Origin of the sequence: Streptomyces sp. HUAS YS2 (genome assembly GCF_033343995.1) — a bacterium.
GTDB classification, from domain to species: domain Bacteria; phylum Actinomycetota; class Actinomycetes; order Streptomycetales; family Streptomycetaceae; genus Streptomyces; species Streptomyces solicathayae.
In genome coordinates this window covers 1,887,591-1,912,683 of sequence record NZ_CP137573.1, presented here as the reverse complement: position 1 = coordinate 1,912,683, position 25,093 = coordinate 1,887,591, and the positions used below count along the sequence as shown (strand labels likewise).

Annotated in this window: 26 protein-coding genes; 17 read left to right on the top strand and 9 right to left on the bottom strand. The window is 73.9% G+C overall.

What is annotated here, in order from left to right; translation table 11 throughout:
- The first annotated feature begins 51 nt into the window (after positions 1-51).
- The 9 genes from R2D22_RS08695 (at position 52) to R2D22_RS08655 (ending at position 9,418) form a co-directional block, all read left to right on the top strand.
- Complete coding sequence (locus tag R2D22_RS08695) at positions 52-1,371, top strand: hypothetical protein (protein ID WP_318102399.1); 1,320 nt, start codon at positions 52-54, stop codon at positions 1,369-1,371.
- A gap of 31 nt (positions 1,372-1,402) precedes the next feature.
- A complete protein-coding gene (locus R2D22_RS08690; protein WP_318102397.1) occupies positions 1,403-1,837 on the top strand; it encodes a phage tail protein in 435 nt (144 codons plus the stop codon).
- A 12-nt stretch (positions 1,838-1,849) separates the two neighbouring features.
- On the top strand, positions 1,850-2,626 hold the full coding sequence (locus R2D22_RS08685; RefSeq protein WP_318102395.1) for a CIS tube protein: 777 nt from the start codon (positions 1,850-1,852) through the stop codon (positions 2,624-2,626).
- Positions 2,627-2,631: 5 nt separating this feature from the next.
- Positions 2,632-4,491, top strand: a complete 1,860-nt coding sequence (locus R2D22_RS08680) for a VgrG-related protein (protein ID WP_318102394.1) — start codon at positions 2,632-2,634, stop codon at positions 4,489-4,491.
- 34 nt (positions 4,492-4,525) lie between these two features.
- Positions 4,526-4,807, top strand: a complete 282-nt coding sequence (locus tag R2D22_RS08675; RefSeq protein ID WP_318102392.1) for a PAAR domain-containing protein — start codon at positions 4,526-4,528, stop codon at positions 4,805-4,807.
- A gap of 5 nt (positions 4,808-4,812) precedes the next feature.
- On the top strand, positions 4,813-5,250 hold the full coding sequence (locus R2D22_RS08670; RefSeq protein WP_318102390.1) for a GPW/gp25 family protein: 438 nt from the start codon (positions 4,813-4,815) through the stop codon (positions 5,248-5,250).
- On the top strand, positions 5,247-7,193 hold the full coding sequence (locus tag R2D22_RS08665) for a putative baseplate assembly protein (protein ID WP_318102388.1): 1,947 nt from the start codon (positions 5,247-5,249) through the stop codon (positions 7,191-7,193). Before R2D22_RS08670 ends, R2D22_RS08665 begins: the two co-directional genes overlap by 4 nt.
- 18 nt (positions 7,194-7,211) lie before the next feature.
- Complete coding sequence (locus R2D22_RS08660) at positions 7,212-7,730, top strand: phage tail protein (protein ID WP_318102386.1); 519 nt, start codon at positions 7,212-7,214, stop codon at positions 7,728-7,730.
- Positions 7,731-7,879: 149 nt separating this feature from the next.
- Entirely contained in the window at positions 7,880-9,418 is a 1,539-nt protein-coding gene (locus tag R2D22_RS08655; RefSeq protein ID WP_318102384.1) for a BTAD domain-containing putative transcriptional regulator, read from the top strand.
- A 9-nt stretch (positions 9,419-9,427) separates the two neighbouring features.
- On the opposite strand, the gene R2D22_RS08650 is transcribed toward R2D22_RS08655, so the two are convergent.
- Positions 9,428-10,273 (bottom strand): discoidin domain-containing protein, encoded by an 846-nt coding sequence (locus tag R2D22_RS08650; protein ID WP_318102383.1) that lies wholly within the window; start codon positions 10,271-10,273, stop codon positions 9,428-9,430.
- Positions 10,274-10,680: 407 nt separating this feature from the next.
- Entirely contained in the window at positions 10,681-11,751 is a 1,071-nt protein-coding gene (locus R2D22_RS08645; protein ID WP_318102381.1) for a LacI family DNA-binding transcriptional regulator, read from the bottom strand.
- 179 nt (positions 11,752-11,930) lie between these two features.
- On the opposite strand from R2D22_RS08645, the gene R2D22_RS08640 reads away from it, so the two are divergent.
- From R2D22_RS08640 to R2D22_RS08610, 7 genes are all read left to right on the top strand, one after another.
- A complete protein-coding gene (locus tag R2D22_RS08640) occupies positions 11,931-12,830 on the top strand; it encodes an ABC transporter substrate-binding protein (RefSeq protein ID WP_318102379.1) in 900 nt (299 codons plus the stop codon).
- The gene (locus tag R2D22_RS08635) at positions 12,827-13,945 is read left to right on the top strand and encodes an amino acid ABC transporter permease (RefSeq protein WP_318102377.1); all 1,119 of its coding nucleotides are present in this window, start codon (positions 12,827-12,829) and stop codon (positions 13,943-13,945) included. The genes R2D22_RS08640 and R2D22_RS08635 overlap by 4 nt, the downstream gene beginning before the upstream one ends.
- Position 13,946: 1 nt before the next feature.
- Complete coding sequence (locus tag R2D22_RS08630) at positions 13,947-14,690, top strand: amino acid ABC transporter ATP-binding protein (protein ID WP_318102376.1); 744 nt, start codon at positions 13,947-13,949, stop codon at positions 14,688-14,690.
- Complete coding sequence (locus R2D22_RS08625; protein ID WP_318102375.1) at positions 14,687-15,418, top strand: type 1 glutamine amidotransferase; 732 nt, start codon at positions 14,687-14,689, stop codon at positions 15,416-15,418. The genes R2D22_RS08630 and R2D22_RS08625 overlap by 4 nt, the downstream gene beginning before the upstream one ends.
- A gap of 118 nt (positions 15,419-15,536) precedes the next feature.
- Positions 15,537-17,060 (top strand): TerD family protein, encoded by a 1,524-nt coding sequence (locus R2D22_RS08620; RefSeq protein ID WP_318102374.1) that lies wholly within the window; start codon positions 15,537-15,539, stop codon positions 17,058-17,060.
- Between the two features lie 138 nt (positions 17,061-17,198).
- The gene (locus R2D22_RS08615; protein WP_318102373.1) at positions 17,199-17,411 is read left to right on the top strand and encodes a hypothetical protein; all 213 of its coding nucleotides are present in this window, start codon (positions 17,199-17,201) and stop codon (positions 17,409-17,411) included.
- Positions 17,412-17,491: 80 nt separating this feature from the next.
- The gene (locus tag R2D22_RS08610) at positions 17,492-17,986 is read left to right on the top strand and encodes a peptidylprolyl isomerase (RefSeq protein ID WP_318102372.1); all 495 of its coding nucleotides are present in this window, start codon (positions 17,492-17,494) and stop codon (positions 17,984-17,986) included.
- A 36-nt stretch (positions 17,987-18,022) separates the two neighbouring features.
- Here R2D22_RS08610 and R2D22_RS08605 read toward each other — a convergent pair whose 3' ends face one another.
- The 7 genes from R2D22_RS08605 to R2D22_RS08575 form a co-directional block, all read right to left on the bottom strand.
- Complete coding sequence (locus R2D22_RS08605) at positions 18,023-19,357, bottom strand: MFS transporter (RefSeq protein WP_318102371.1); 1,335 nt, start codon at positions 19,355-19,357, stop codon at positions 18,023-18,025.
- Positions 19,358-19,360: 3 nt separating this feature from the next.
- Entirely contained in the window at positions 19,361-19,837 is a 477-nt protein-coding gene (locus R2D22_RS08600; protein WP_318102370.1) for a DUF5825 family protein, read from the bottom strand.
- Positions 19,834-21,699, bottom strand: a complete 1,866-nt coding sequence (locus R2D22_RS08595; protein ID WP_318102369.1) for a RiPP maturation radical SAM C-methyltransferase — start codon at positions 21,697-21,699, stop codon at positions 19,834-19,836. Before R2D22_RS08595 ends, R2D22_RS08600 begins: the two co-directional genes overlap by 4 nt.
- A gap of 82 nt (positions 21,700-21,781) precedes the next feature.
- Complete coding sequence (locus R2D22_RS08590; protein WP_318102368.1) at positions 21,782-21,904, bottom strand: hypothetical protein; 123 nt, start codon at positions 21,902-21,904, stop codon at positions 21,782-21,784.
- 97 nt (positions 21,905-22,001) lie between these two features.
- Complete coding sequence (locus tag R2D22_RS08585) at positions 22,002-22,787, bottom strand: HAD family hydrolase (protein WP_318102367.1); 786 nt, start codon at positions 22,785-22,787, stop codon at positions 22,002-22,004.
- A 121-nt stretch (positions 22,788-22,908) separates the two neighbouring features.
- The gene (locus R2D22_RS08580) at positions 22,909-24,105 is read right to left on the bottom strand and encodes a hypothetical protein (protein ID WP_318102366.1); all 1,197 of its coding nucleotides are present in this window, start codon (positions 24,103-24,105) and stop codon (positions 22,909-22,911) included.
- 71 nt (positions 24,106-24,176) lie between these two features.
- Positions 24,177-24,647: a MerR family transcriptional regulator gene (locus tag R2D22_RS08575; protein WP_318102365.1), complete on the bottom strand. Its 471-nt coding sequence runs from the start codon at positions 24,645-24,647 to the stop codon at positions 24,177-24,179.
- A gap of 27 nt (positions 24,648-24,674) precedes the next feature.
- On the opposite strand from R2D22_RS08575, the gene R2D22_RS08570 reads away from it, so the two are divergent.
- Positions 24,675-24,809, top strand: coding sequence for a hypothetical protein (locus R2D22_RS08570; RefSeq protein ID WP_318102364.1), 135 nt, complete (start codon positions 24,675-24,677; stop codon positions 24,807-24,809).
- The last annotated feature ends 284 nt before the right edge of the window (positions 24,810-25,093 follow it).

The following is a 25,093-nucleotide window of genomic DNA, read 5'->3' as shown; positions in this document are numbered from 1 at the left end:
GAGACCGCGCCTGCCCCTGCCTCTGCGCCGTCACCCGAGCCGGAAACTCCGGTGACCGCACAGCGCGCGCTGGAACCGTCTCCCGAGCCCGAGGCGGACGGAGTCCGGTCCTTGCTGGGAGAGCGGCCCCTGGAACCGGTCAGCGGGGACGACGTCCCGATGGATCCCGGGGCGAAGTCCGGGGCGCAGTCCGGTACGGAGACCGAGGGGCGGTCGGCCATAGAGCCCCCGGCGCACCTCCCGGCACCGCTGCCGCCCGTATCCGCACCCGTACCCCAGCCCGCACCCCAGCCGGTGCAGCGCGCCACGCGCAGGCCGGGCCTCGGCGCTCCCATCCCGGCGGTGCCGGTGCAGCGCGAGACGCCGGGAAGTCCCGTCACCGCCCCAACCCCTTCGCGGGCCGGGCGCATCGGGGAGCCGCTCTCCGAGATGCCCGTACCCGTACCCGTACCCCCGCCCGCACCACCCCAGGAGGACCGCGTCACGCCCCCGACAGCGGTGGTGGTCCCCGACCCTTCCGCCGCACCGCCGGCCGAAGATCCCCGCCCACAGGCCGTCGTACGCGCCCTCCCCGTTCAGCGCGCGACCGTCCTGGTCCCAGAGCCGGGCCCCGAACCCGTCGCCGGCCTCGTCGGAGAGCGTGGCCTTGAGCTGCGTTCCGCGCCGACCCCCGAGGCCCCCGAACCCGCCGAGCGGCCCGGCTCCCCGAGCGCCCCGGACCCCACCGAGCCCGTGGTCGTGCCGGTGTCCTGGGTGCCCCCGCCCACCCCGTCACCGGCCACCGCACCCGCGCCGCCGTCAGCCACGCCGCCGTCTCCCGCGCCCACCCCGCTGCAGCGCACCGTGACCACCGACCCTCCGGCACCCTCCGTGCCGCCGGGCTTTGCCGCCGTACTGCAGCCGTACGACGCCCCCTTGCGACCCGGCCCGCCGCCCGGCGAGCTCCGGCGCCCTGAGGCGGTCCAGCGTCTTCTTGACGCGGTTCCGTCGTCATCGGCCCCGCAGCCACCGCAGTCTCGGCCGCTCGCCCCGGCGCTCCAGCGGGCCCCCGAGCACCCCGCCATCGAGCACCCGGCCACCGAGCCCCCGCCGCAACCCGCCGTCCGGACCTGGCCAACCATTCAGCGCGAGCCCGCCCCCGAGCCCGCCCCGGCCGCCGAGCCCGCCCCCGCGCCCGTCCCGGCCCCCGCGCCCCCGGCCCAAGCGCCGCCCGCAGCGGCGCCACCAGGTACCGCCCCGCCCCCCGCCGCCCCCAAGGAGTCCACCGACGAACTCGTCCGGCGTCTCATCGGCCCCCTCAGCCGCCTCCTCCGCGCCGAACTCCGCCTCGACCGTGAACGCGCGGGCGTACGCCTCGACCCCCGCCACTGAGCAGACCGAGCACCGAGCAGAAGGAAGCCCCATGGCACAGGAGCAGGACCCCGCCGTCAGCGTGTGTTTCATGGTCGAGATCGACAACATCAACCTCGGCGCGTTCAACAGCTGCGAGGGCCTCGGCTGCGAAGTCGTCATGGAGCAGCGGGAGGAGGGAGGCAACAACGGCTACGTCTGGCAGCTGCCCACCCGCATCAAGTACTCCAACATCAAGCTCAGCCGCCCCGTCACCAAGGACACGGAGAAGGTCACCGGCTGGCTCTCCGGAATGATCGCCGGCGTCCCCCGCAAGACCGCGCACATCAGCGCGATGACGGTCGACGGCACGGTCGTCGCCCGCTGGAGCCTCATGGACGTCGTGCCGGTGCGCTGGACGGGGCCGCAGCTGAACCCCGAGACCGTCAAGGTCGCCACCGAGACCCTGGAGATCGCCCACCACGGCTTCATCGACGCCGGGCGCTAGGAGGCGATCCCCATGACCGGTCAGCCCGTCGCCTTCATCGCCTCCGCCCCGCCGCCGGGTCCTGCGAAGGACCCGAACGGCAGCGGCGGCGGCTCCCGCCCCAAACTCGAACGCGCCTATCTGGAGCTGCGCCAGCCACCGGCCGACGGCGGTACGACGACGCCGGGACCGCGCATGGGGAAGATCGACTTCCAGTTCAACCCGAAGGAGCTGACGCTCGCCAAGACGGCCAAGTGGGAGCGGAAGACCGCCAAGGGGGCCAAGAAGGCCGGCCCCGCCGAGTTCAAGGGAGCCGGTCCCTCCAAGCTCACGCTGGAGATGTTCTTCGACGCGACCGACGTGCAGGACGACCGGGTCGTGAAGTCCGTCGAGGAGCTGCTGTCCTGCTGCGTGCCCACCGACCAGACCCATCAGAAGCAGCAGGGTGTGCCGCCCTGGGTGATCTTCCACTGGGGCGGGCTCACCGGCTTCGTCGGGTACGTCAGCCAGGTCCAGGCGAAGTACACGCTGTTCACCCCCGGCGGCCTGCCCATCCGGGCCACCTGCCAGGTCACCCTGGAGGAGATCAGCGGGCCCGTGCCCGGCCAGAACCCCACCTCGGGTGCGCTCGCCGCCCGCCGGGTGCACCGGGTGGTCACCGGGGACACGCTCGCGCTGCTGGCCTGGCGGGAGTACGGGGACCCCGCCGCCTGGCGGGACATCGCGCGGGCCAACGACATCGACGACCCGATGCGGCTGGCCCCCGGGACGGAACTGCTGCTGCCCGCCGCCGAGGAACTGGGAGCCTGACGCGCATGGCCGGTGAGAGCTTCGCCAACACCCTCGCCGTCGAGGTGAACGGGCAGCCGCTGCCCGCGCCCGTCGCCGAACTGATCGTCTCCGCCTACGTCGACGACAGCACCCAGCTGCCCGATCTCTTCGTCGTCCGCTTCCGCGATCCCCACCACGCCGTCCTGCAGAAGACGGGCATCACCATCGGCACGCCGATGAAGCTGTTCGCGCGCGCCGGGGACGACCCGCAGCGCGAACTGCTGGTGTCCGGCGAGGTCACCGCCGTCGAGATCGACCTCGACACCACCGGCACCTTCACCGTGGTCCGCGGGCTCGACCACGCGCACCGCTTCTTCCGGGGGCGCAGGGTCGCCGGGTACCGGCAGATGACCGCCTCCGACATCGCCGTGCAGGTGGCCAAGCGGGCCGGGCTGCCCGTCGGCACGGTCGACGCCACCACCACGGTGTACGAGCATCTGGCCCAGCCGGGCATCACCGACTGGGAGTTCCTGCACCGGCTCGCGGACCTCGCGGGCGCCGAAGTGGCCGTCGTGGACGGCAAGTTCGTGTTCCGCAACCCGGCCCGGGCGGGCACGGCCCCGTCGACCTCCACCCGGCCGCAGGCCAGCCCGTACGTGCTCGAGTTCGGACGGAACCTGCTGCGCTGCCATGCCGCCGTGACGGCCGCCGACCAGGTCCAGCAGGTCGAGGTGCGCGGCTGGGACGTCCAGGCCAAGGCGGCCGTCGTGGGCCGGGCCCCCGCCGACAGCAGCGAACGGGTGCAGCTCGGGCTGACCCCGGGCCGGGCCGCCGACGCGTTCGGCAAGGCGGTCTTCCTGGCCACGGACACCCCGTACGGCACCCAGGCCGAGGCCGACCAGGCGGCGAAGGCGCTCGCCGCCGACCTCGCCGCCTCCTTCGCGGAGCTCGACGCGGTCGCCATGGGCATTCCGCAGCTGCGCGCCGGGACCGCCGTCACCCTCGCGAACGTCGGGGCGCCGTTCGAGGGCAAGTACACGATCTCCGCGAGCCGGCACGTGTTCGACCCCGACACCGGGTACCAGACGTGGATCACCGTCGGTGGCCGTTCCAACCGCTCGCTGTACGGTCTTGCGTCGGGCGGAGGCGGGGGCGGCGGACTCGGGCAGGACCGGGTCGGCGGACTCGTCAACGCGACGGTGACCGACACCCGCGACCCCGAGGGACGGGGCCGGGTGAAGCTGGCGTTCCCCTGGCTCGACGGGGACTACGTCAGCGACTGGGCCAGGACCGCCGAGGCGGGCGGCAAGGGCGGCGGCGGCATCTTCGGACCGGAGGTCGGCGACGAGGTGCTGGTCGGCTTCGAGCAGGGCCGGGTGGACCGTCCCTACGTGCTCGGCGGCCTCTACAACGGCCAGGACAAGCCGTACGCACACGACTCCCCGCTCGTCGACTCCACCAGCGGGGCCACCAACAGGCGGTCCCTCGTGACGCGTACCGGCAACCGGCTGGAGCTGCTCGACGCGGCGAACGGGCCCAAGGGAGTCCGTCTGGCCACGGGTGACGGAAAGCTCACGCTGCACCTGGACCAGAAGGCCACCTCCATCACCGTGCACAGCGACGGCAAGGTCGAGATCACCGCCAAGGAGAAGGTCGCCGTCAAGGCCGACTCCGGCATCAGCCTGGACGCGGGCACCGGGAAGCTCGAACTGTCCGGCCAGTCCGTCCAGGTGAAGGCGCAGACCGGCGTCGAGGTCGACGGCGGAGCGGGCGCCCTGAAGCTCCAGACGACCGGCCAGGTCGACGTCAAGGGCACCACGGTCGGGGTCGACGGCCAGGCCGCCACCGAGATCAAGGGCGGCGCCAGCTGCTCGATCAGCGCCGCCCTCGTCCGCATCAACTGACGTACCAGCTGAACGACCAGAGGAGACACGACAGATGCCGCCTGCCGCACGCGTCGGTGACCCCACCGGGCATCCGGGGGTGATCGGGCCGCCCGGAGTGCCCACCGTGCTCATCGCGGGGATGCCCGCGGCCGTCGTCTCGACCCCGCACATCTGCTCCTTCCCGCCGCCGGCCGTGCACCCGCCGTCCGTGATCGCCCCGCCCGGCTGCCCCACCGTCCTCATCGGCGGCCTGCCCGCGGCCCGCATGGGCGACATGGCCGCCTGCGGGGCGCCGATCGTCATGGGCGCGGTCACCGTCCTGATCGGGGGCTGAGCGCCGTGGGAGAGCAGTTCATCGGCTCCGGCTGGGCCTTTCCGGTACGCACCGACGCGACCGGCTCCGTGGCCCTGGTCGGCGGGGAGCGGGAGATCGAGGAGAGCATGCGGCTGATCCTCGGTACCGCGCCCGGGGAGCGGCCCATGCGCCCGGAGTTCGGCTGCGCGATCCACGACCACGTCTTCGCGCCGGCCGACGCGGCCACCGCCGCGCACATCGCGTACGAGGTACGGCTGTCGCTGGAGCGCTGGGAACCGCGGATCGAGGTGGTCGACGTCGGCGTCACCTTCGACGCGCAGGACGAGGGCACCCTCTACATCGACATCCGGTACGCCACCCGGGGGACCAACGACCCCCGGAACCTGGTCTTCCCGTTCTACGTGATCCCCGCGCACGACGGCGCGGCCGCGGACGGCGGCGGAGAGGCGGGGGACCGGTGACACTGCCCGAGCCCAATCTCGACGACCGGCGCTTCCAGGATCTCGTCGACGAGGCCAAGCGGATGGTCCAGCAGCGCTGTCCCGAGTGGAGCGACCACAACGTCTCCGACCCGGGCGTCACGCTCATCGAGGCCTTCGCGCACATGACCGACCAGCTGATCTACCGGCTGAACCGGGTCCCGGACAAGAACCACCTGGCGTTCCTCGACCTGATCGGGCTCACCCTCCACCCGCCCGCGGCCGCCCGTACCGACGTCACCTTCTGGCTGTCGGCGCCGCAGGCCCAGACGGTGCGGGTGTGGGAGGGGACCGAGGTCGCCACGCACCGCACCGAGACCGAGGAGGCCGTGGTCTTCTCCACGGTCGGGGAACTGGCCGTCGTGCCCGTGGAACTGGCCGTCCTCGCCGTCGCGGGCGGGGAGCCCGGCGCCGTCGCCGCCGACCGGGGCCCCGAGCTGGCCGCCGGACGCGGGGTGCCCTGCTTCTCCGGCGTGCCCCGCCCGGGCGACGCGCTGCTCTTCGGCCTCTCGCAGGCCGCGCCGTCCTGCGTGGTCGCGCTGCGGCTCGACTTCCCGGTCGCCGGCCACGGCATCGACCCCGAACACCCGCCGCTGGCCTGGGAGGCGTGGACGGGCGAGGGCTGGACCCGCTGCGAGGTCGACCGAGACGGCACGGGCGGCTTCAACCGGCCCGGCGACGTGCTGATCCAGCTGCCCGCCGGGCACCTCGCCTCCGTGGAGGCCAGGCAGCGGGCCGGCTGGCTGCGGTGCGTCGTCCAGGCCCCGGTCGCGGGGCAGCGCACGTACTCGGCCACCCCGGAGCTGCTGGCCGCCGAGGTGTTCACCATCGGGGGGACCGCCCCTGCCGTGAACGCCGAGCGGGCGGGCGAGGAACTCCTCGGCACGTCCGAGGGGTTGCCCGCCCAGACGTTCGCGCTGGACCGCGCCCCGGTGGTGGCGGGCGGCCCTCCGTTCGTCGTGGAGACGGCGGGGCCCGACGGGGAATGGGCGCCGTGGACCGAGGTCGAGCACTTCGGGGAGTCCGGCCCCCTGGACCGGCATGTACGGCTGGACCGCAGCACCGGCGAGGTGAGCTTCGGCCCCGCGGTGCGGGAGGCCGACGGCACCCTGCGCCAGTACGGAGCGGTCCCCGCGAGGGGCGTTCCGGTGCGGGTGCGCGCGTACCTCGCGGGCGGCGGCCGGCGCGGCAACGTGGCACGCCGCGCCCTCGCCGTCCTGCGCAGCTCGATCCCGTACATCGCCCGGGTGGAGAACCGGAGGGCGGCGAGCGGCGGCGTCGACGGCGAGGACGTGGCGAACGCCCGCCTGCGCGGCGCGCTGGCGCTGCGTACCCGGGAGCGGGCGGTGACGGCCGAGGACTACGAGTACCTGGCCCGGCAGGCGGCCCCCGAGGTCGCCCGGGTGCGGTGCGTGGACGCCGGCGCGGGTGGGGTCCGGGTGCTGCTGGTGCCCGCCGCCGAGGACGACGGCGAAGGGCGCCTGGAGTTCGGGCGGATGGCCTGCCCGCCGGAGCTGCTGGCCGGGGTCGCCGGGCATCTGGACGAGCGGCGTGTGCTGGGCGCCCGGCTGGTCGTCGAGCCGCCGTACTACCAGGGCGTGACCGTGGTCGCGGTGCTCCGGGCGGCGCCCGGCATCCCGGTCGCCCGGGTGCAGCGGACCGCGCTGTCCGCCCTGTACCGGCATCTGAACCCGCTCACGGGCGGGCCCGGCGGGGACGGCTGGCCGTTCGGGCGTGCCGTGCACAGCGGGGAGGTGTTCGCGGTGCTGCAACAGGTCGCGGGGGTGGAGGCGGTGGAGAGTGTGCGCCTCTTCCCCGCGGACCTCGAGACCCGGCGGCGTGGCGAACCCGCGGACCGGATCGCGCTGGACGCGGGGTCGCTGGTGTTCAGCTACGACCACCAGGTGCGGGTGGACGTGGGATGAGCGACGAGGGGCGGGGCCGTGAGTGAGCGCCGGATCGTGCCCGGGCTCCGGACCCGGCATCCGCTGGGGCTCCAACTGCCGGGCGTGTACGCCGACGACGACTTCGTCCAGCGGCTCACGGAGGGGCTCGACGAAGTGCTGGCGCCCGTGCAGGCGGTGCTCGACAGCCTGCCCGCGTACTTCGATCCGCGCCTGGCCCCCGAGGACCTCCTGGCGCTGCTCGCGGCCTGGGTGGGCGCGGAGGGCGAGGTGCGCGGCGCGGTGCGCGGGCACGCCTCCCGGGGGACCGCGCAGGGCTTGGCGGAGCAGATCCACCGGACGTTCGGGATCACCCCCGAGATCGAGGAGAGCGGCGGCACGGTCTGGTCGGCGACCGCGCGGACCCCGCTCCCGGGGACGGCGGAACCGCGCCTGACCGTGCGGCTGCGGGGTCCGGACGCGGCGACGGTGGACGTGGCGGCCGTGTCGGCCTTCGTGGCCCGCAACCGCCCGGTGCACATGCCGTTCACCGTCGAGGTGATCCCCGGTTCGCCCTAGGGGCCGTCCACGGCATCGGCACAAACGTGCGCCTGTCTGCACCGAAGGCGCACAGCTCTTGCACCGCGAGGTCCGGATGGAGTATTGAGTTACTGCTCAAATGCGGAGAGTGAGAACGAACGTTGGCTTCCGTCGGGGGAAGAGGCCTCATGCGCGGAACGGTGCGCGAGCGGCTGGTGCCGGTGCTCGCTCGGGGGACGGCGCCCCTGACCCTGGTCGTCGCGCCTGCCGGATACGGCAAGACCACCCTGCTCGCGTACGCCGCGGACGCCTTCCCCGGGAGGGTGCTGCACTGGCGGCCGTCGCGGGACACGCTCGGGGTGCATGCGCTGCTCGCCAGGCTCGGGCGGCAACTGGAGGTGGCCGACCCGGTCTCCGTGGAGTCCGTCCTGCTGGCCGTCGAACGGTGCGCGGATCCCGTCCTGCTGCTCGTGGACGGCGCCCAGCACGTGCACGGCACCCCGGCCGAGGTCGTACTGGAGGAACTGGCCCTGCTGGCACCGCCGAACCTGCGGCTGATCCTGTCGGGCCGCCGGATGCCCGCACTGAACCTCACCCGACTGGAACTGGCCGAGACACCGGTGCTGAGTGCACGTCAACTGCGCCTGCACACGAGTGAGATGGCGGCGTCGTTCGCCGACGCCCCCGAGGTCGCCGGGAGGCTGGCCGAACTCACCCACGGCTGGCCCGCGCTGTTCAAGCTCAGCGCGCCCGCGGTGCTGGCGGGCCGCGACCCGCTGGACTCGGCCGCCCTGCGCACCTACCTGGACAGGGAGGTGCTGGGGGTGCTGCCGCCCCGGCTGGCGCACCTGATGGAACGCGCCCCGGGGGCCGCCGGACCCGAACTGCCGGAGTTGGCGGAGGAGTACGGCCTGGACGCCGACGTGCCGTTGCTCCGGGCGCATCTGGCCCGGCGCTGCGGGCCGGCCGCCCGGCCCGCCGTCGTCACGAACCACGCCTTCGCCGACCAGGCCGCGCCGCTGTCGCTGCGCTGCTTCAGCCGGTACGAGGCGACGCTGGCCGGCCGGCCGCTGGACTGGAGCCGCGCCCGGCCGCGGGTCCGGGCACTGGCCCGGCTGCTGTCCGTCCACGCGGGCCGGCCCGTCCACCGGGAGGCGCTGATGGCCGCGCTGTGGCCGGAGAGCCCCGCCCGCACGGCCGGCCGCGGGCTGCAGGTCGCGGTCTCGGCCCTGCGGACCGTCCTGGAGCCGGGCAACGACCGGGGGCGGTCCCAGATGCTGGTGCGGTCGGGCGAGGCGTACATGCTCGTACTGGAGCCCGGGGGCAGCTGTGATGTGCGGGCCTTCGAGGCGGCGGCCGGGGAGGGCGTACGGGCCGCCGCGCACGGGGACGCGGAGCGGGCGGCGGGGGCGCTGGGGCGGGCGCTGCGGCTCTACACCGGGGAGTTGCTGCCGGAGGACGGCCCGGCGGAGTGGGTGGTGCCGATCCGTGAGCGGTACCGCAATCAGGCCGTGCAGGCGGCGCACACGCTGGCCGAGGTGGAACTCGGCCGGGACCGCGCCGAGGCGGCGGTGGCCGCCGCCACGCACGCCCTGTCCCTGGACCCCTTCCAGGACGCGGTGTGGCGGCTGCTGATCGCCGCCCACCGGCAGGCCGGTGACCCGGTGGCGGCCCGGCACGCGGAGCGTCGGCACGCACAGATGCTGGACGCCCTGGGCGTTCAGTAGCTCGTGCCCTCAGCGCCGCTTGAAGAACTCCACCTCGGCGACGGCGAGATACCGGTCGGGCTGTGCCCCGTACGCGCCCCTGACCGTCAGCCGGACACGGACGGCCTCGCTGACGGGCAGGTGGAAGCGCTGCGGGCCGGGTACGTCGGCCAGCCGGACGGTCCGGACGGTCGTGCGGCCGTCGCTCGAGGTCACGGTCACCTCCAGGCCGGCGGGCCGTGCCTGGGTGAGGAACTTCTCGGCCACCGGGGAGCCGCCGGGGTGGACGACGAGGTCGAGCAGGCGGATCGGTGCGGCGAAGGAGGCCTCCAGGTACTCCCCTTCGGCGGCCCCGGGCCGCGCGGGCGTCCAGTGCTTGTCTGTGGTCCCGTCCACCGCGAGGGCGGCCGGGTGCTGCCGCCGGGCACTCGACGCCGTCACCTTCGTCGCGTGCACCTGCTCGGTCTTCGACGTCCGGTCCCGTACGGCCTCCACCGCGCGGCCCGCCTCGGCGCGGAAGACGTACCCGGCCGCGCCGAGGGCGACGAGGACCAGGAGGGGCAGGACGAACCGGGGCCGCCGCCACTGCCGGCGAGCCGGCCGCTCCCCGGCGACGGGCGACCGCTTGGCGCGGCGCGTGAACAGGCGTCGCCACCAAGGGGGCTTGGGTACGACGGGGGCGTCCGCGAGGGAGGCCCCGCAGCGTCGGCAGTAGCGCCGGGTCGCCACGTTCCCGCTGCCGCACTGGCCGCAGATGAGGTCCCCTGCCTGGAGCGGTGGCTCGGCGGCGCCCCGGTCCCGGGACGGCGGCGGTGCCGGACGCCCGGGCTCCTCGACCTGAGGCTGTACGGCGCGCAGGGGCGGGGTGGTGGGCATCGGCGGGACGGCCGGGCGGCTCTCCGGGGGCGCGGATTCCGCACTTCGGCCGGCGGCGTCCGGAGCTGCGGGTTCCGCACCTCGGGCGGTGGCCTCCGGCCCTCCGGCAGCGGTCTCCGGCCGTCGGGCGGCCGCCTCCGGCCCCGCCGGGGCTGCGGCTGCCGGGGTATTCGGCCGCGCCCACTCGAGGAACGCTCCGCAGGACCCGCAGAACTGCTCGCCGGGCTCAGCCCGGTTCCCGCACTCGGCGCAGTTGACCACGGACCCCTCACCCCTTCCGCACCCCATGCTGGGCCATGCCGCGCGCCCCTCGCACGCCTGCGAGGGCAGCCGCCCACACGCCCGCCCTTGCCCTTTCGGGCTGTCACGGCGTCAGACCCCCGGCCGCGCCTTCGCCGGGTCCTCCGCTACGCCCGCGAACCCGCGGACGAGCCCCCGGCGTCGCGTCGCGTCGAGGCCCGCGGCACCACCGCGCACGGCACCGTGACCTCGCGCCGCGGGCGGCCGTCGAGGACGTCGATCAGGAGGCTCACCGCCTCCGTCCCCAGGCGGCGGGCGTCCAGGCTGAGGGTGGTCAGGGGGAGGGACCAGTCCTCGGCCGTGCCCGACTGGTCGGTCTCGCGCATCACGCTGACCAGGAGGTCGTCCGGGATGGTCAGCTCCAGCCGGCGGGCCGCGGCCAACAGGGCCTGCCCGTACGTCTCGTTGAGGCCGTGGACGGCGTCGGGGCGGTCGGGGTGCGACAGCAGGCGCAGGGCCGCCTCGATCGGCTCCTCCGATGCGGCCGGAGCGTCGATCAGCGGCTCCTGACCCGCCCCCGCGCACCACTCGCGGTAGAGGCGCTCGCTGTCCTCGGTGTACGCGTCCGGCTCGGAGCCGGACAGCAGCCCGACGCGGCGCGCCCCCGCGTCGCGCAGGTGGTCGAGGACGTCGGCCATGCCCCGCTCCAGATCGCTCTCGACGGTCGGCACGTGCTCGTACCCGGGGTCGATGGGGCGCCCGTCGGTGACCACCGGAAGCCCGCGGCGGGCGCAGTCCGCCAGCAGCGGATCGTCCCGCACCGGGTCGACGACGATCAGACCGTCCATCGGGACCCGGGCCCACAGGCCCGACACCGGGTCGCCGGGGACGACCACGAGCGCGTAGTCGCGCTCGACCGCCGCCATGGAGGCCCCGGCGGAGAAGGCGGCGTAGTAGGGCCGGTAGGTGCCCTCCCAGGGCTTGCCGGTCATATGGCCGACGGCCAGGCCCAGGATGCCGGTACGCCCCGAGACCAGCCCGCGGGCGACCGGGTCCGGGCGGTAGCCGAGCTCCTCGGCGGCCCGCAGCACCCGGTCGCGGGTGGCCGCGGCGATCTGGCCCTTGCCGCTGAGCGCGTGCGAGACGGTGGTGATGGACAGGCCGGTGGCCTGGGCCACATCGCGGATGCCCGTCCGGCGTCCGGACGGGCGGTCCCGTTTCGTTCCCCCGCTGGTCATCTGGTGCTGGTCCCTCCGTGTGGGTGCCGTACGGGTCAAGGCTGGCAGACGCGGAGCCCCGCTCCAAGGCCTGTCGCCCAAAACGTTTTGGTTTCTTTGAGCTGCGGGTCTTGACGCGCCCAAAACGTTTTGGGCACCGTATCGCACACCCCGAGACGACGAACCCCGAGGAGCGCTCCATGCGCAGCTTCCGCATGCCCGCAGTGCCCGTACTCACCGCCCTGCTGCTCACCGCGCTCACCGCCTGCGGCGGCGGTGCGGTGGGCGGCGGATCCACCGCCCACACCACCGACTCCAAGGGCTCCGGGACCTATGGCGACTGCGAGGTGACCGGCGAGAAGGGGTCCATCGCGCTCGACACCGTCGAGGACGGCACCCTGACCGTCGTCGGCGACCTGCCCAGCCCCGGCTGGTGGGACGGCGACACGGTCGCGCAGATCGACAGCGGCTACGAGTTCTGCATGGCCGCGAACATCGCCCACCGCGCCGGCCTGGACCGGCTCACCGTCCGCAACGTCTCCTTCGACGCGCTGGTCGCCGGCAAGACCGACGGCTTCGACCTGGCCCTCGCCGAGATCTCCATCACCGACGAGCGGCGCAAGGTCGTGGACTTCTCCGCCCCCTACTTCGACTCCAACATCGGCGTCCTGGTGAAGGCCGACGCCCCCGTCACCCAGGCGGACATCGGCACCAAGCGGCTCGGCGTCAAGCAGGGCACCACCGGCGCCGACTTCGTGCGGAACACGCTGAAGCCCAAGGACGAGCCGAAGGTCTTCGCAGGCGACGTCGAGCTCCAGGCCGCCCTGCAGGCCGGCCAGATCGACGCGGCCCTCACCGACGTCGCCATCGTGCTCGGCAAGGCCAGGGAGTCGAAGGGCAAGCTCGCCGTCATCGGCCAGTACGCCACCGGCGAGTCGTACGGCGCCCTCTACCCCAAGGGCAGCAAGAACGCCGCGGCGATCAACGGTGCCATCGAGCAGATGCGCAAGGACGGCACCCTGAACACGCTCGCCACCACCTACCTGGCCGAGGCCTTCGGTGGCGACCCGGCCGCGATCCCCGTCTGGAGCGCGAAGTGAGCCTGACCTCCGACCTGACCTCCGACCTGTCGAAGACCGAGGGGACCGCGGCGCCGCGCGCCGTGACCCCGCCCCGGCCGGCCCTGCCGCTCGCGTTCGGCGCGACGGCCGGCATCCTCGCCGTCGCCGCCCTCGCCGCGGCCACCGCCTGGTCCGTACGCGACGCCCTGCCCGGCGGCGCAATGACGGCCGGCGCCGGCGCGCTCGCGGTGACCGTCGCCGTACTGCCGCTGCTGCGGCCCGCCGTGCGCGCCCTGCGCGCGGGCCGGGACGCCGCCACCGCCTGGGCGGAGGAGCGCAGGGCCGACGCCCGGCGCCTGACCGCCGAGGCCCGCGAGGACGCCCGGACCGTCCTCGGCTGGTGCCTGGTCGCGCTCTGCCTCCTCGGCGGGGTGTGGTTCGTCCTGGCCAACGACCGCGCCGTCCAGCGCACCTTCTTCGACGGCGACGTCATCGGCCTCAGCATCACCGAGATCGCCGCCGCCTTCGGCACCAACCTCTTCATCGCCGTCGTCGCCCAACTGCTGATCCTCGTCTGGGGACTCGCCCTCGCCCTTGCCCGGATGGCCCCGGGCCGCGCCGGGCGCCCCCTGCGGCTGCTCGCCACCGGCTACATCGACGGCTTCCGGGCCGTACCGGCGATCATCATCATCTACCTCATCGGCTTCGGCCTGCCGCTCGCCGAGGTCCCGCTCCTCAGCTCCCTCAGCCCGGTCTGGTTCGCGATCCTCGCCCTCACCCTCACCTACGGGGCGTACGTCGCCGAGGTCTTCCGCGCCGGCATCGAGTCCATCGCCCCCGGCCAGACCGCGGCCGCCCGCTCGCTGGGCCTCTCCCAGGGCGCCACGCTCCGCCACGTGGTGCTGCCGCAGGCCACCCGGCGCGTCGTCCCGCCGCTGCTCAACGACTTCATCAGCCTGCAGAAGGACACCGCGCTGGTGAACGTCATCGGCACCATCGACGCCTTCAACCAGTCGAAGATCTACGCCTCGAACCACTTCAACCTCTCCTCGGTGACCGTGGTCGCACTGCTCTTCGTCGTCATCACCATCCCGCAGGCCCGGCTGGTCGACCGGCTCGTGGCCCGCGAGAACAAGCGCGGAAAGGAGGCCTGACATGCCCTTCATCGAAATCGACACCGTGCACAAGAGCTACGGCACCCACCCGGTCCTCCGCGGGATCGAGCTGGACGTCGAGCAGCATCAGGTCGTCACCCTCATCGGCGCCTCAGGCAGCGGCAAGTCCACGCTGCTGCGCTGCATCAACGCCCTGGAGGACATCGACGGCGGCGAGATCAGGGTCGGCGGCGAGGTCTCGTCCGGCCGCGGCACCGACGTGGACCGGCTCCGCCGCGACGTCGGCATGGTCTTCCAGCACTTCAACCTCTTCCCGCACATGAGCGTCCTGCGCAACGTCGCGCTCGCCCCGATGCGGGTCGGCGGCGTCCCGCGCGAGGAGGCCGAGGACCGGGCCCGCGCCCTGCTCGCCCGCGTCGGCCTCGCCGACAAGGCGGACGCGCTGCCGGACCGGCTCTCCGGCGGACAGCAGCAGCGCGTCGCCATCGTGCGAGCCCTCGCCACCGGGCCGCGCGCCCTGCTCCTGGACGAGATCACCTCGGCGCTCGACCCGGAACTGGTCGCCGAAGTCCTCGCCATCGTCCGGGAACTGGCCGATGGTGGCATGACCATGCTGCTGGCCACGCACGAGATGGGTTTCGCACGGGAGGTGTCGAGCAAGGTGTGCTTCCTGCACCAGGGCGTGCTCCTGGAGGAAGGGCCGCCCGAGCAGATATTCGGCGACCCTCAGGAGGAGCGGACGCGGGCCTTCCTGCGGCGCATCGTCGAGGCGGGACGCCTGTGAGCGCCCCGGTGGTGCTCGTCGTCGAGCACGAGGACGGCACGGGCCCGGCGATGGTGGGGGAGCGGCTGACGGAGGCCGGGCTCCGGCTCGACCTGCGCCGCCCCTGGCGCGGCGACCCGCTGCCCACCGGCCTCGACGAGCATGACGCGCTGCTGGTGCTCGGCGGGTCCATGGGCCCGTACGAGGACGAACGCGCCCCCTGGCTCCCGCGGGTACGCGAACTCCTGCGGCAGGCCGTCGCCCGCGACCTGCCCACCCTGGGCATCTGCCTCGGTATGGAACTCCTCACCGCCGCGTGCGGCGGCAAGGTCGGCCACGCCGCCCACCCGGAGGTCGGCCTCGTCGAACTGACGCTCCTTCAAGAGGCCTCTGCGGACCCGCTCTTCGCGAACCTCTCCGACCGGCTCCACGCCGTCCAGTGGCACTGGGAGGAGACCGAGACGCTCCCCGAGGGCGCGGTCCCCCTCGTCACCAGCGACCGCTGCACCCACCAGGCGTACCGGCTGGGCGGCAGGGTGTGGGGCGTGCAGTTCCACCCGGAGGTACTGGCGCCGGACATCGCCCAGTGGGGCCGCGCCGACGACACCCCCGTACGCGAACTGGGCCTCGACCCCGACGAGGTGCTCCGCACGGTGGAAGCGGCCGAACCGACCTTGCGCGCCGACTGGGGCCGCCTGACGGAGCGCTGGGCGCGCGTCGTGACGTCCCCCACCCCCCAGGGGCCGTAGGACGCGGCACCGGCCGGCGATGCGTCACGCGTGTCTTGTCCCGCGAGCCCCGAAGGCCGCAAGATCCTTGGTGATCGATCCACGGATTCACGTGGATGATCGATTCAGGGGAGGGGAAATGATCAAGGGGGGCAATGCCTTCGTCCCGACCGTGCCGTTGCGGATCGCGGTGCGGACCGGGGTGGACGTGACGGCGCTGCTGCTGACGGAGAAGGGCCGGGTCCGGGGGGACGCGGACACCGTGTTCCACGGTGCGCCGGTCCATCCGTCGGGCGCCGTGCGGCTGCTGGGGGAAGAGAGCGGCACCGTGTGGCTGGAGGCCACACTCACCGCGATCGAGGAGGGCATCGAGCGTGTCCTCGTCGTCGGGTCGACGGAGAGCGGCGCGATGCGGGACGTCCACGGGCTGTCCGTGGAGGCGTTCGCGCCGGACGGCACGTCGGTCGTGTGGTACGACGTGACCGACGCCGGCGGTGAGACGGCCATGGTGCTCGCCGAGCTGTACCGGCGCGCGGGGGGCTGGAAGTTCCGCGCGGTGGGTCAGGGTTATCTGAACGGCCTCGCCGGCCTGGCGGCGGACCACGGCGTGGACGTGGCCGAGGAGGCGCACGCGGCACCGATGCCGGGCGCGGGCCCGGTCCCGTTCCAGGCTCCGGCGCCGGCCCCGGCTCCGTTCCAGGTCCCGGCGCCACCACCGGCCCAGGCTCCGTTCCGGGCCCCGGCTCCTGCTCCGGCCGCGTTCCAGCCCCCGCCTCCGGCTCCGGCCGCGTTCCGGCCCCCGCCTCCGGCTTTCCAGGCGCCGCCCCCGGCTTTCCAGGCCCCGCCTCCGGCTCCTCCGGCTGCGTTCCCGCCCCCGGCTTTCCAAGCGCCGCCCCCGGCCCCTGCCCCGGCTCCGTTCCAGGTCCCCGCTCCGGCTCCGGCCCCGCTGTCCGCGCCCGTGGCCGCACCGCCCGTGCCGGAGGCGGCCGTGCCGGACCGGTCGTTCGGCGCGGTCTTCGAGCCGTACACGCAGACCGGCCGGGACAACGACGTGATCACCGTGGACGGGCTGCCCCCGGGACCGGTCGTGGTCGAACTCGCCATCCGGGGCGACGGATACACGGGCCTCTGGCCCCTCACGCGGTTCAACAAGGAGGGCGACACCCTCGTCAACAGCACCGAGGAGAACTTCCAGGGCCGGGTGCTCACCCACGTCCCCGGCAACGGACGTCTGCGTCTGCAGCTGAAGGCGGAAGGCCCCTGGCAGCTCCGGGTCCTGCCGCTGGCCGCCGCGGCGCGCCTGACGGAGGAAGAGCTGGTGGGCGGCGGCCCCGACGTCCTCCTGCACACAGGAGGAACGGCCGACCTGGTCCTGCATTACCGCGGCGACGACAACCTCATCGTCAACCTCTACGAACTGGCGGGGCACGACGACCCGACGACCCTTCCCGAGGACGACAATGTCGTCAACGAGATCGGCAAGCGGCGGGAGGCCGTACCGCTCCCCGAGGGCCCGCTCATCGTGCACCTGGAGATGGCGGACGGTCCCTGGCGGGCTCAGCTGAAGCGGGTGCAGCCCCACAGCGGGCCGTCGACAGGCGGTCTCGCCGGTGTGACCGACATCCGCACGGCCCAGAACCGGGCCTGGTGGGGCAGGCGCTGACGACCCGGCACCCGGGGTGAGGGTGCGGGGGCCGGCAGGCCGGGCCGCGCCCCTGGGGCCCTACCCGCTCCGGGTGCGGGGCGGGACGGCGTACAGCAGGGCGTCGAGCATTCTGGTCCGGGCGACGCAGTCATCGCGATGTGCCTGGCCTACCCGCCGGAGGAGTTCCCGAAGACGCTGCGGCGGATCGCCGCGGGGACGGTCGACGCGGCGGGCCTGATCACGGATGAGGTCGGCCTCGACGGGGTACCCGACGCGTTCGCGGCGCTCGCCGACCCGGCCGAGCACATCAAGATCCTGGTCAGGCCCGGTGCGCGGGAGGCGTCCCTCCTTCGGCCCCGTTCGTCCTGAGTGGGCGGTCCGGTGCCGGGTGGTCCTGACGCCGTCTCTTATTGTGGTGCCCGACCATTCGAATCCCAGAGGAGCAGCGCATGAGCCAGAACGTGTTTTTCGAGGTGTCCGCGGACGGTGAGCCGCTCGGCCGCATCGAGTTCAAGCTGTACGACGACGTCGTCCCCAAGACGGCCCGCAACTTCCGCGAGCTGGCCACCGGCGAGAACGGCTACGGCTACAAGGGTTCCCCGTTCCACCGGGTCATCCCCGAGTTCATGCTGCAGGGCGGTGACTTCACCAACCAGAACGGTACCGGCGGCAAGAGCATCTACGGCGAGAAGTTCCCGGACGAGAACTTCCAGCTGAAGCACGACCGTGTGGGCCTGCTCAGCATGGCGAACGCGGGTCCGAACTCGAACGGCTCGCAGTTCTTCGTCACCACCGTCCTCACCCCCTGGCTGGACGGCAAGCACGTCGTCTTCGGCGAGGTCGTCGAGGGCATGGACGTCGTCAAGGCGATCGAGGCGCTCGGCAGCCGGCCGGCCGGCCGTACCTCCAAGAACATCGTCATCACGGACTCCGGCGTCGTCTGACGCATCCCCCGGCGGGGCGCACAGCCCCGCCGGGAGTCACCCCGTGGGCGGCTCGTCCGGCCGTGGCCCCGTCGCGGTGCGGTGCGGGAGCCAGAACGAGGCGGCGGCCAGCAGCGCCGTCGCCGCCGCGCCGGTCAGCACCGGGGCGCTGCCCGCCCAGGCCGCCAGCGCGCCCCCGGACAGCGCACCGACCGGCACCGTGGCCAGCAGCGCCGCCTGGGCGAAGCCCGCGACCCGGCCCTGCAGCCGGGGCGGGGCGATCAGCTGCTGGGTGGTCGTCATGGAGATGGCCCAGACGGTCGCCATGCCGCCGAAGACCAGCTGGTACGCGAGCAGGGCCGGGAAGGCGAGACCCAGCGAGGCCGCCGGGACCAGGAAGATCGAGAGCGCCGCGACCAGGGCGCAGATCCGGGTCGCCCGGTACAGCCCGATCGACGTCGCGAACCGGCCCGCCAGCGCCACCCCGCCGACGGTGGCCACGCTGAACGTCGCGTACACCGTGCCCAACTGCCAGGGAGCCAGAGCGAGTTCCCGGCCTGCGTACAGCACGAAGAGCGCGTCCGCGGCCCCGCTGCCGAGGTTGAACCCGGCGCCCGCGAGGACCTGCCGGCGCAGCACCGGCTCCGCCCGCACCACCGCGAACCCCTCGCAGAGCGCCGCGAAGCGCGGGCCGCGGGCCGCCGCCGGCACGGCCGGCCGGTTCAGCGACGCGGGCAGCGCGAACAGCAGCGCGGCCTCGACGGCGTACGCGGCCGCCGCCGCCAGGAGGGCGGGCGCCGCCCCGGCGAATCCGACGAGGACACCGCCCAGCGCGGGCCCGCCGATCTGACCCGCCGTGCGCGCCCCGGTCAGCGCCGAGTTGCCGGCGAGCAGCCGCTCCGGCGGCACGACCCGGGGCAGCGCCGCCTGCAGGGCCACCGCGAGCGTCCAGGTCAGCGCGCCCGACAGCGCGGCCACCACGTACAACTGGGGCAGACCGAGCCGGTCCATCGCCCCGGCCACCGGGACCGAGCCGACGACCACCACCTGGAGCGACGTGAGCGTGACGGCCAGGGCACGCAGCCGGGCCCGGTCCGCGAGCACGCCGGCGAACGGACTGAGTACGGCGCCGGGGAGGTACGTCAGGGCCAGCAGCGCCGACGCCCCGAACGGGCCCGCGTGCAGCCGGGTCACCGCCAGCAGCGCCAGTGCCAGTGCGGTGATCTGCCGGCCGACCGAGCTGGCCGCCTGCTCGCCGCAGAGCAGCAGGAACGGGCGGTGCCGGCGCAGCTCCCGCCACGGCGCGTGACCGCCGCGTCCGCCGCGACCGCCCGGACCGTCGCCGTCGGCGGCGCCGGTCGTCGACGCGGGCGGGACGGGCGACGACCCCACCGATCAGACGCTCGTGCAGGGGACGGGCCAGCGGCGCAGCCGCGGCGGCAGGGCCACCGCCCAGCCGTCCGTGACCAGGACGAGCCGCTCGTCCGCGAGCAGTTCGACCGCCTCGCGCCCGGCCGGGCCGAGCCCGTCGAGCTCGGTGGGCTCCTGGACGGCGAGGAACGCGTCGAGCAGCGACGGCTGGTCGAGGGTGAAGCGGGCCGAGGCGGCGGGGTCGCGGCGGTCCATCACCGTCACGAAGTCCGGGCCGCGCCGGTGGTAGAACAGGCCGTACGCGTACCGGGACCGCCACGCCCGCGCGGCGTCGCCCGACTCCGGCGGCGGGAGATGGTGCAGCAGCGAGGCGTCGAAGGGCAGGGCCTCGGTGTCCGGGACCCAGCGGACCGTGCGCGCCGCGCTCTGGCACTCGCGCAGCAGACGCACCGCCTCCACAGTGGCCCGGCCGCCCGCGCCGAGCGGCAGGGTGGTGTTCATGCGGTCACCGCCTCGATGTCTTCCGCGGGCGCGCCGATCGGGGCGTTCCGCAGCGGCAGCGTCACGTACGAGCGGCCGTCGAAGAACAGCAGCCCCAGCGCGACCCCCTCGTCCAACCACTCCGTGACCCGGTCCGCAGCGATCTCCTGCCCCTCCTCGGCGAGCAGCCGGTGCAGGGCAGGACCGGAACGGCCGTGCTCCAAATGCCGGAACGCCGCGGCCTCCCAGCCGGACAGCCGGTGCGTCCGGCGGGGCCAGCCGGTCCGCCGGTCGTGCACCAGTACGTCGCCGTCCTCGTCCGACTCCATCAGCAGCGTCGAACCGGCGTGCCCGGCCCGCCAGTCGGCCACCGCCCGCGCCAGCCGCTCCTCCGCCGGGCCGTCGACGCCGCGCGGCGGAGTGTCGAACAGGTAGACCAGATCGCAGAGTTCGTCCTCGGGCAGGTCGTACACGTGCCGGTACATCTCGGCCGGGCTGCGCTCCGCGAAGCCCAGCGCCGGGTCGGCGAAGTGCGGGCTGAAGCGCTCCAGTTGGATGCGGAACGCGCCGCCCGGCGGCTGGAGGTGGACCAGCGCGGGGAACTGCGCGACGACCGGGTCGTAGTCCGCCGCGGTCTCCCCGGGGAATCCGTACAGGTAGTTCCACGTGCAGGTCAGCGACAGATCCGCGCACTCGCGCAGCGTGCGGACGTTGCGCGAGCCGGTGACACCCTTGTCCATGAGCCCGAGGACGCGGTTGTTGAGGCTCTCGATGCCCGGCTGGATGTGGACCGCGCCCGACCGGGCGAGCAGCGCCAACTGCTCGGGCGTGAGGTTGGACTTGACCTCGTAGTGCATGAGCAGGTCCCAGCCGCTGTCGGCGGCCCGCGGCAGGAAGTCCGTGAAGTACGCCATGTCGATGATGTTGTCGACGGTGACCACGTCGAGGATCCGGTGCCGCCTGACGAGCCGGTCGACCTCGTCCCACAGCCGCGCGCCGGGCTTCGCGCGGAAGGCCATCGCCGAGCCGTTGAGCCCGCAGAACGTGCAGTGATGCTTCTCGCCCCACCAGCAGCCGCGCGCCCCCTCGACGACCAGCTTCGGCCGCACGTACTGGGCGACCGGAGAGGCCTCAACCTCGGCGGCCCAGACGTCGTAGTCGGGGGACGGGATGTCGAGCGGGGCGACCGTACGCCGAGACTCCTCGTTCGCCCGCGAGGTCCCGTCGTCCCACCAGCACAGGCCCGGCACGTCGCGGGGCGCGGTGCCGGCGTCGAGGTGGCCGAGGAGCGCGGGGAACGCGTACTCGCCCTCGCCGCGCACCACGTGGTCGACGAAGGGATGGTTGCGGTGCAGGGCATGGCCCATCGGGCCGTCGCAGTTGCTGCCGCCGAAGACCACGGTGAGGCCGGGGCGTCGGCGCTTCAGCTCGGCGGCGAGCGCGAGCGAGGCGACGTTCTGCATGAACGTGCTGGTGAAACCGACGACGTCCGGCTCGTCGACGAGGATCTCCACGGCACTGCGGGCGACGAACTCCGCCGCGTGCACGCGCATGGCGTGCGCCTTGTCGACGGGGATGCCGCGTCGCTCCGCGTACGCGGCGAGGGTCGCGACGCCCCAGTCGGGGTCCTGGTACAGCACGCCGGAGAAGACCCAGTCGCCGAGCCCGTCGAAGATCGAGTCGCTGCCGACCTCGACGTGGTCGGCGGGCCGCAGCAGGCCGTCGGTGCGGTCGAGCAGGAACTCGGCCCAGCGGAGCGAGCCGTGGAACTCGCGGACCTCGTCGCCGGGGCGGGTACGGGTGAGGAGGGCGTGCAGCAGGCCGATCTGGAGGGACGGCAGGTCGATGGGCTGCCAGGGCATGGTCACCAGATGAACGCGCATGCGGTCCTCTTCTCGCGGGGCGGGGACGGGGCGTCGATGTCCGGCGTCCGAGGTGCCACGCCGGACACCGACGCCCGCCCGCTCAGGACGCGGGCCGCTTCTCGATGGTGAGGCGGTCGCGCTTCCTGGCCTCGTCCTTGACGGCGACCTTCTTGATCTCCGGCTTGGCCCGGGTGTCGTCCTCGGGTGCCCTGTTGCTCTCCATGGTTCCCTCCCGTTCCTCAAGTGCGTTGACCGTAGGCGTCGTTACCAGTGGTACGCAAGGTAGGGTTTCAGCCGCCCGCGCCGTGTGTGGCGCGTGCTCAGAGACCGCCGTCGAGCAGGAACTCCACATGGTGGGCCACGCCGTCCTCGTCGTTCGAGAGCGTGACGAAGTCGGCGGCGGCCAGTACCTCGGGATGGGCGTTGGCCACGGCCACTCCTGTGCCGGCCCAGGCGAGGGCGGGGAGGTCGTTGGGCATGTCGCCGAGGGCGACGACGTCCGCGGCGGAGAAGCCGTGGGCGTGCGCGATGCGGCGGAGGGCCGAGGCCTTCGTGACGCCTTCCACGGTGATCTCGCAGAACGCGGAGCCCGAGGCGGTGATCTCGTACCCCTCCGGCAGGCGGGCGGCGATCCGGGCGCGGTAGTCGAGGGCGTCGCCGTCGAGCTGGACCAGGAGTTTCCCGACGCCGGTGTGGTCGAGGGCGGTGTCGAGGGCGTCCATCCGTATCGCGTCCAGGGCGTCGAACGCCGGGACGTGGAACCGGTGCTCCAGCAGGAATTCCAGATGGCGTTCCGCGCCCATCCGGGCGGTCGGTTCGTGCCGTCGCAGCACATCGAGCGCGTGCCGGACGCGTTCCGTCGTCACCGGCCGGTAGTCGACCACGGCCTCGGCTGCGAAGTCGTACGTGAGGCAGCCGTTGCCGCACACCACCACCGCCTGGTGGCCGAGTTCGGCGACGATCGGCCGGACCGCCCGTACCGGCCGCGCCGTGGCCAGCACCAGCAGCCAGCCCGCCTCCCGCAGCCGGCCGATCACCGCGCGGGTGCGCGCGCTGATCCGGCCGGCCGAGTCCAGCAGGGTTCCGTCCAGGTCCGTCGCGATCATCCGACGTCTCACCGCATCGCCTCCCGGCTCTCGCCGGTCCCGTGAGCCGGCGTACATCATCAGGAGGATGCCCCCGAACAGGCCCCTCCGTACGCGCTGTCGGGACGCCGTCCCGTCACGCTCAGACCGTCGTGCGGGGGAGCGCCTGCACCGCCCAGGCCGCGCGCCGCGACAGATCGCCGAGGTCTCCGTTCGGGCCCGTCATGCCGTCGAGCAGGGCACGGGCCTCGTCCAGCGCCTCGCGCGCCTGCCTTGCGCGGCCCGCTTCCGCCTCCGCGAGGGCCAGCCGCAGGAACTCCTCGGCCACCATGCGGCCGGTCCCGCGCCGCCGCCAGCCCTGGGCCGAGGTGTCACCGACCGGCTCCGGCAGGCCGAGGCCCAGCTCCTCCTGGCCGGGGACCGGCGGGACGGAAGGCGGCAGTGGCGGGGCGTCGAGCGCGGTCACCGCACGGTCGAGGGCCCGCCGGGCCGCCGCGTGGTCGCCCGCGAGCCGTTCGAGCCGCGCCAGGATGCGGCTGGCGGCGCCGCGTGCGAGTGCCGTGTCCTGAAGAGAGAGGAACAGCCGCTGGGCGCGGGCCGCGTGCCCCGGATCGCCCACCGCCTCCAGGCCCTCCACGATCCGGCGCAGCCGCACCGCGTCCGGCCCGGTGTCGTCCAGGAGCCGGATCAGCCGGATCCGCGCCTCGGCCGTGAGCCCGGCCCGAGCCGCCACGGCGACCCACCCGAACTCGTCGCCCTCATCCGGCAATTCACCGAGCTCCGGCTTGTCCGGCAGCCCGGCCGCGAGGACCTGCTCCCGCAGCGTCGGCCGGGGCAGATCGTCGAGCAGCTCGTACGCCAGCCCCTCCTCGGCGTTCAGGAGCACGTACCCCGGCTCCGTGCGCAGCAGCGTGCCGTGCAGCCGGGCGAGCAGCTCCTCGGGCGAGCGCTCCGGAAGCCCGAGTCCCGCCCGCAGCTCGGCTCGCATCGTGTCCAGCTCCGGCGCGTAGGGGAGCTGCACCGCCTCGCGCGCGTCCGCGTCCGGATGCAGCACGTCCCACCAGCCCGGCAGCCCGATCAGGATCTCCAGCGCGTCCGTGACGCTCTCCCCGAGCAGCCCTGCCTCGCCCTCGGACGAGGCGTAGAGCACGGCCGTCCCGTCGCACAGGAAGTACGTGCCGCCCGTGTCGTCCCCGGCGATCGGCTCCAGCGACGCGCCGGAGACGAGCACGACCTCTTCGCCGTGGTCGGCACGGGCGAGGTCGAAGTTGAAGGGGAACGCCGCGAGCTCGGCCAGCCGCGGCCGCTCCCGCAGCACGCTCAGCAGGGAATCCGTCATGCCGCCGAAGGTAACAGCGCCCGCCGACAGGGAGCCGAGGGGGCGGCGCGGTTCCTGACCCGGACGGGGGATCAGGGCTCCCCGCGCGAGCCCGGGGGAACCGGCACGGATGCCGAAGGCCGTGCCTCCCCGCCCTGGGCCGGCGGGATGCGGGCCGCTATACGGGCGCGGGCGTGCGGGCACTCGTGGAAGGCGATCGGACAGTCCAAGGCGTGCTGAACGAGTTCCTTGGCCGCCCGGGCGCGCTCGATGCGGCGTTCCAGTTCGGCCACATGGCGGCGCAGCAGGTCGGCGTGATCCATCGGATCGCCCGTGGAGAAGAGTTCGCGGACCGCTTCGAGGCCCAGGCCCGCTTCCTTGGCCATGAGGATCAGCGCCACGCGCTCCAGGTCGGGCGGCCCGTAGCGGCGCCGGCCGCCCGCGTCCCGCACGGGGGCCAGCAGTCCGACACTCTCCCAGTGCCGCAGCACATGCGTGGCCAGGCCGAAGCGATCAGCCAACTCGCCGATCGCCATGGGGTGTTCGGTGTCGGTTGACTTCATGTGCACATTAAGCCGCAGGGTGGCCGCATGAACAACGACACCGAATCCGCGACGCTCGCCGTCACCCGGGTGGCCAACTCGTGCGTCCTGATCGAGATGCACGGCTGCGCGGTGCTGACCGACCCGTTCTTCACCGAGCGGTGGCACGTGCGCCGGGGCTAACCGCTGGGCCTCACCGTGGCGGAGCTGCCGCCGCTCACGGCGATCGTGGCCAGCCACTCCTTCCCCAACCACTGGGACCTGCGCGCCCTGGCGGAGTACCGCCACAAGTCCGCGACTCCGGTCTACGTGAGCAGCGCCAGGATGGCGGCGCCGACACCCGGGACCTGGCCCGGAGGGACCCGACGGCGCCGCGCGTCGTCTGCCTGCCTACGGGGCGGCGCTGGGAGTACGAGGGGTGAGGGCCAGGTACGAAGTCAAGCCGTCTCGGGGCGCAGGACGAGCCC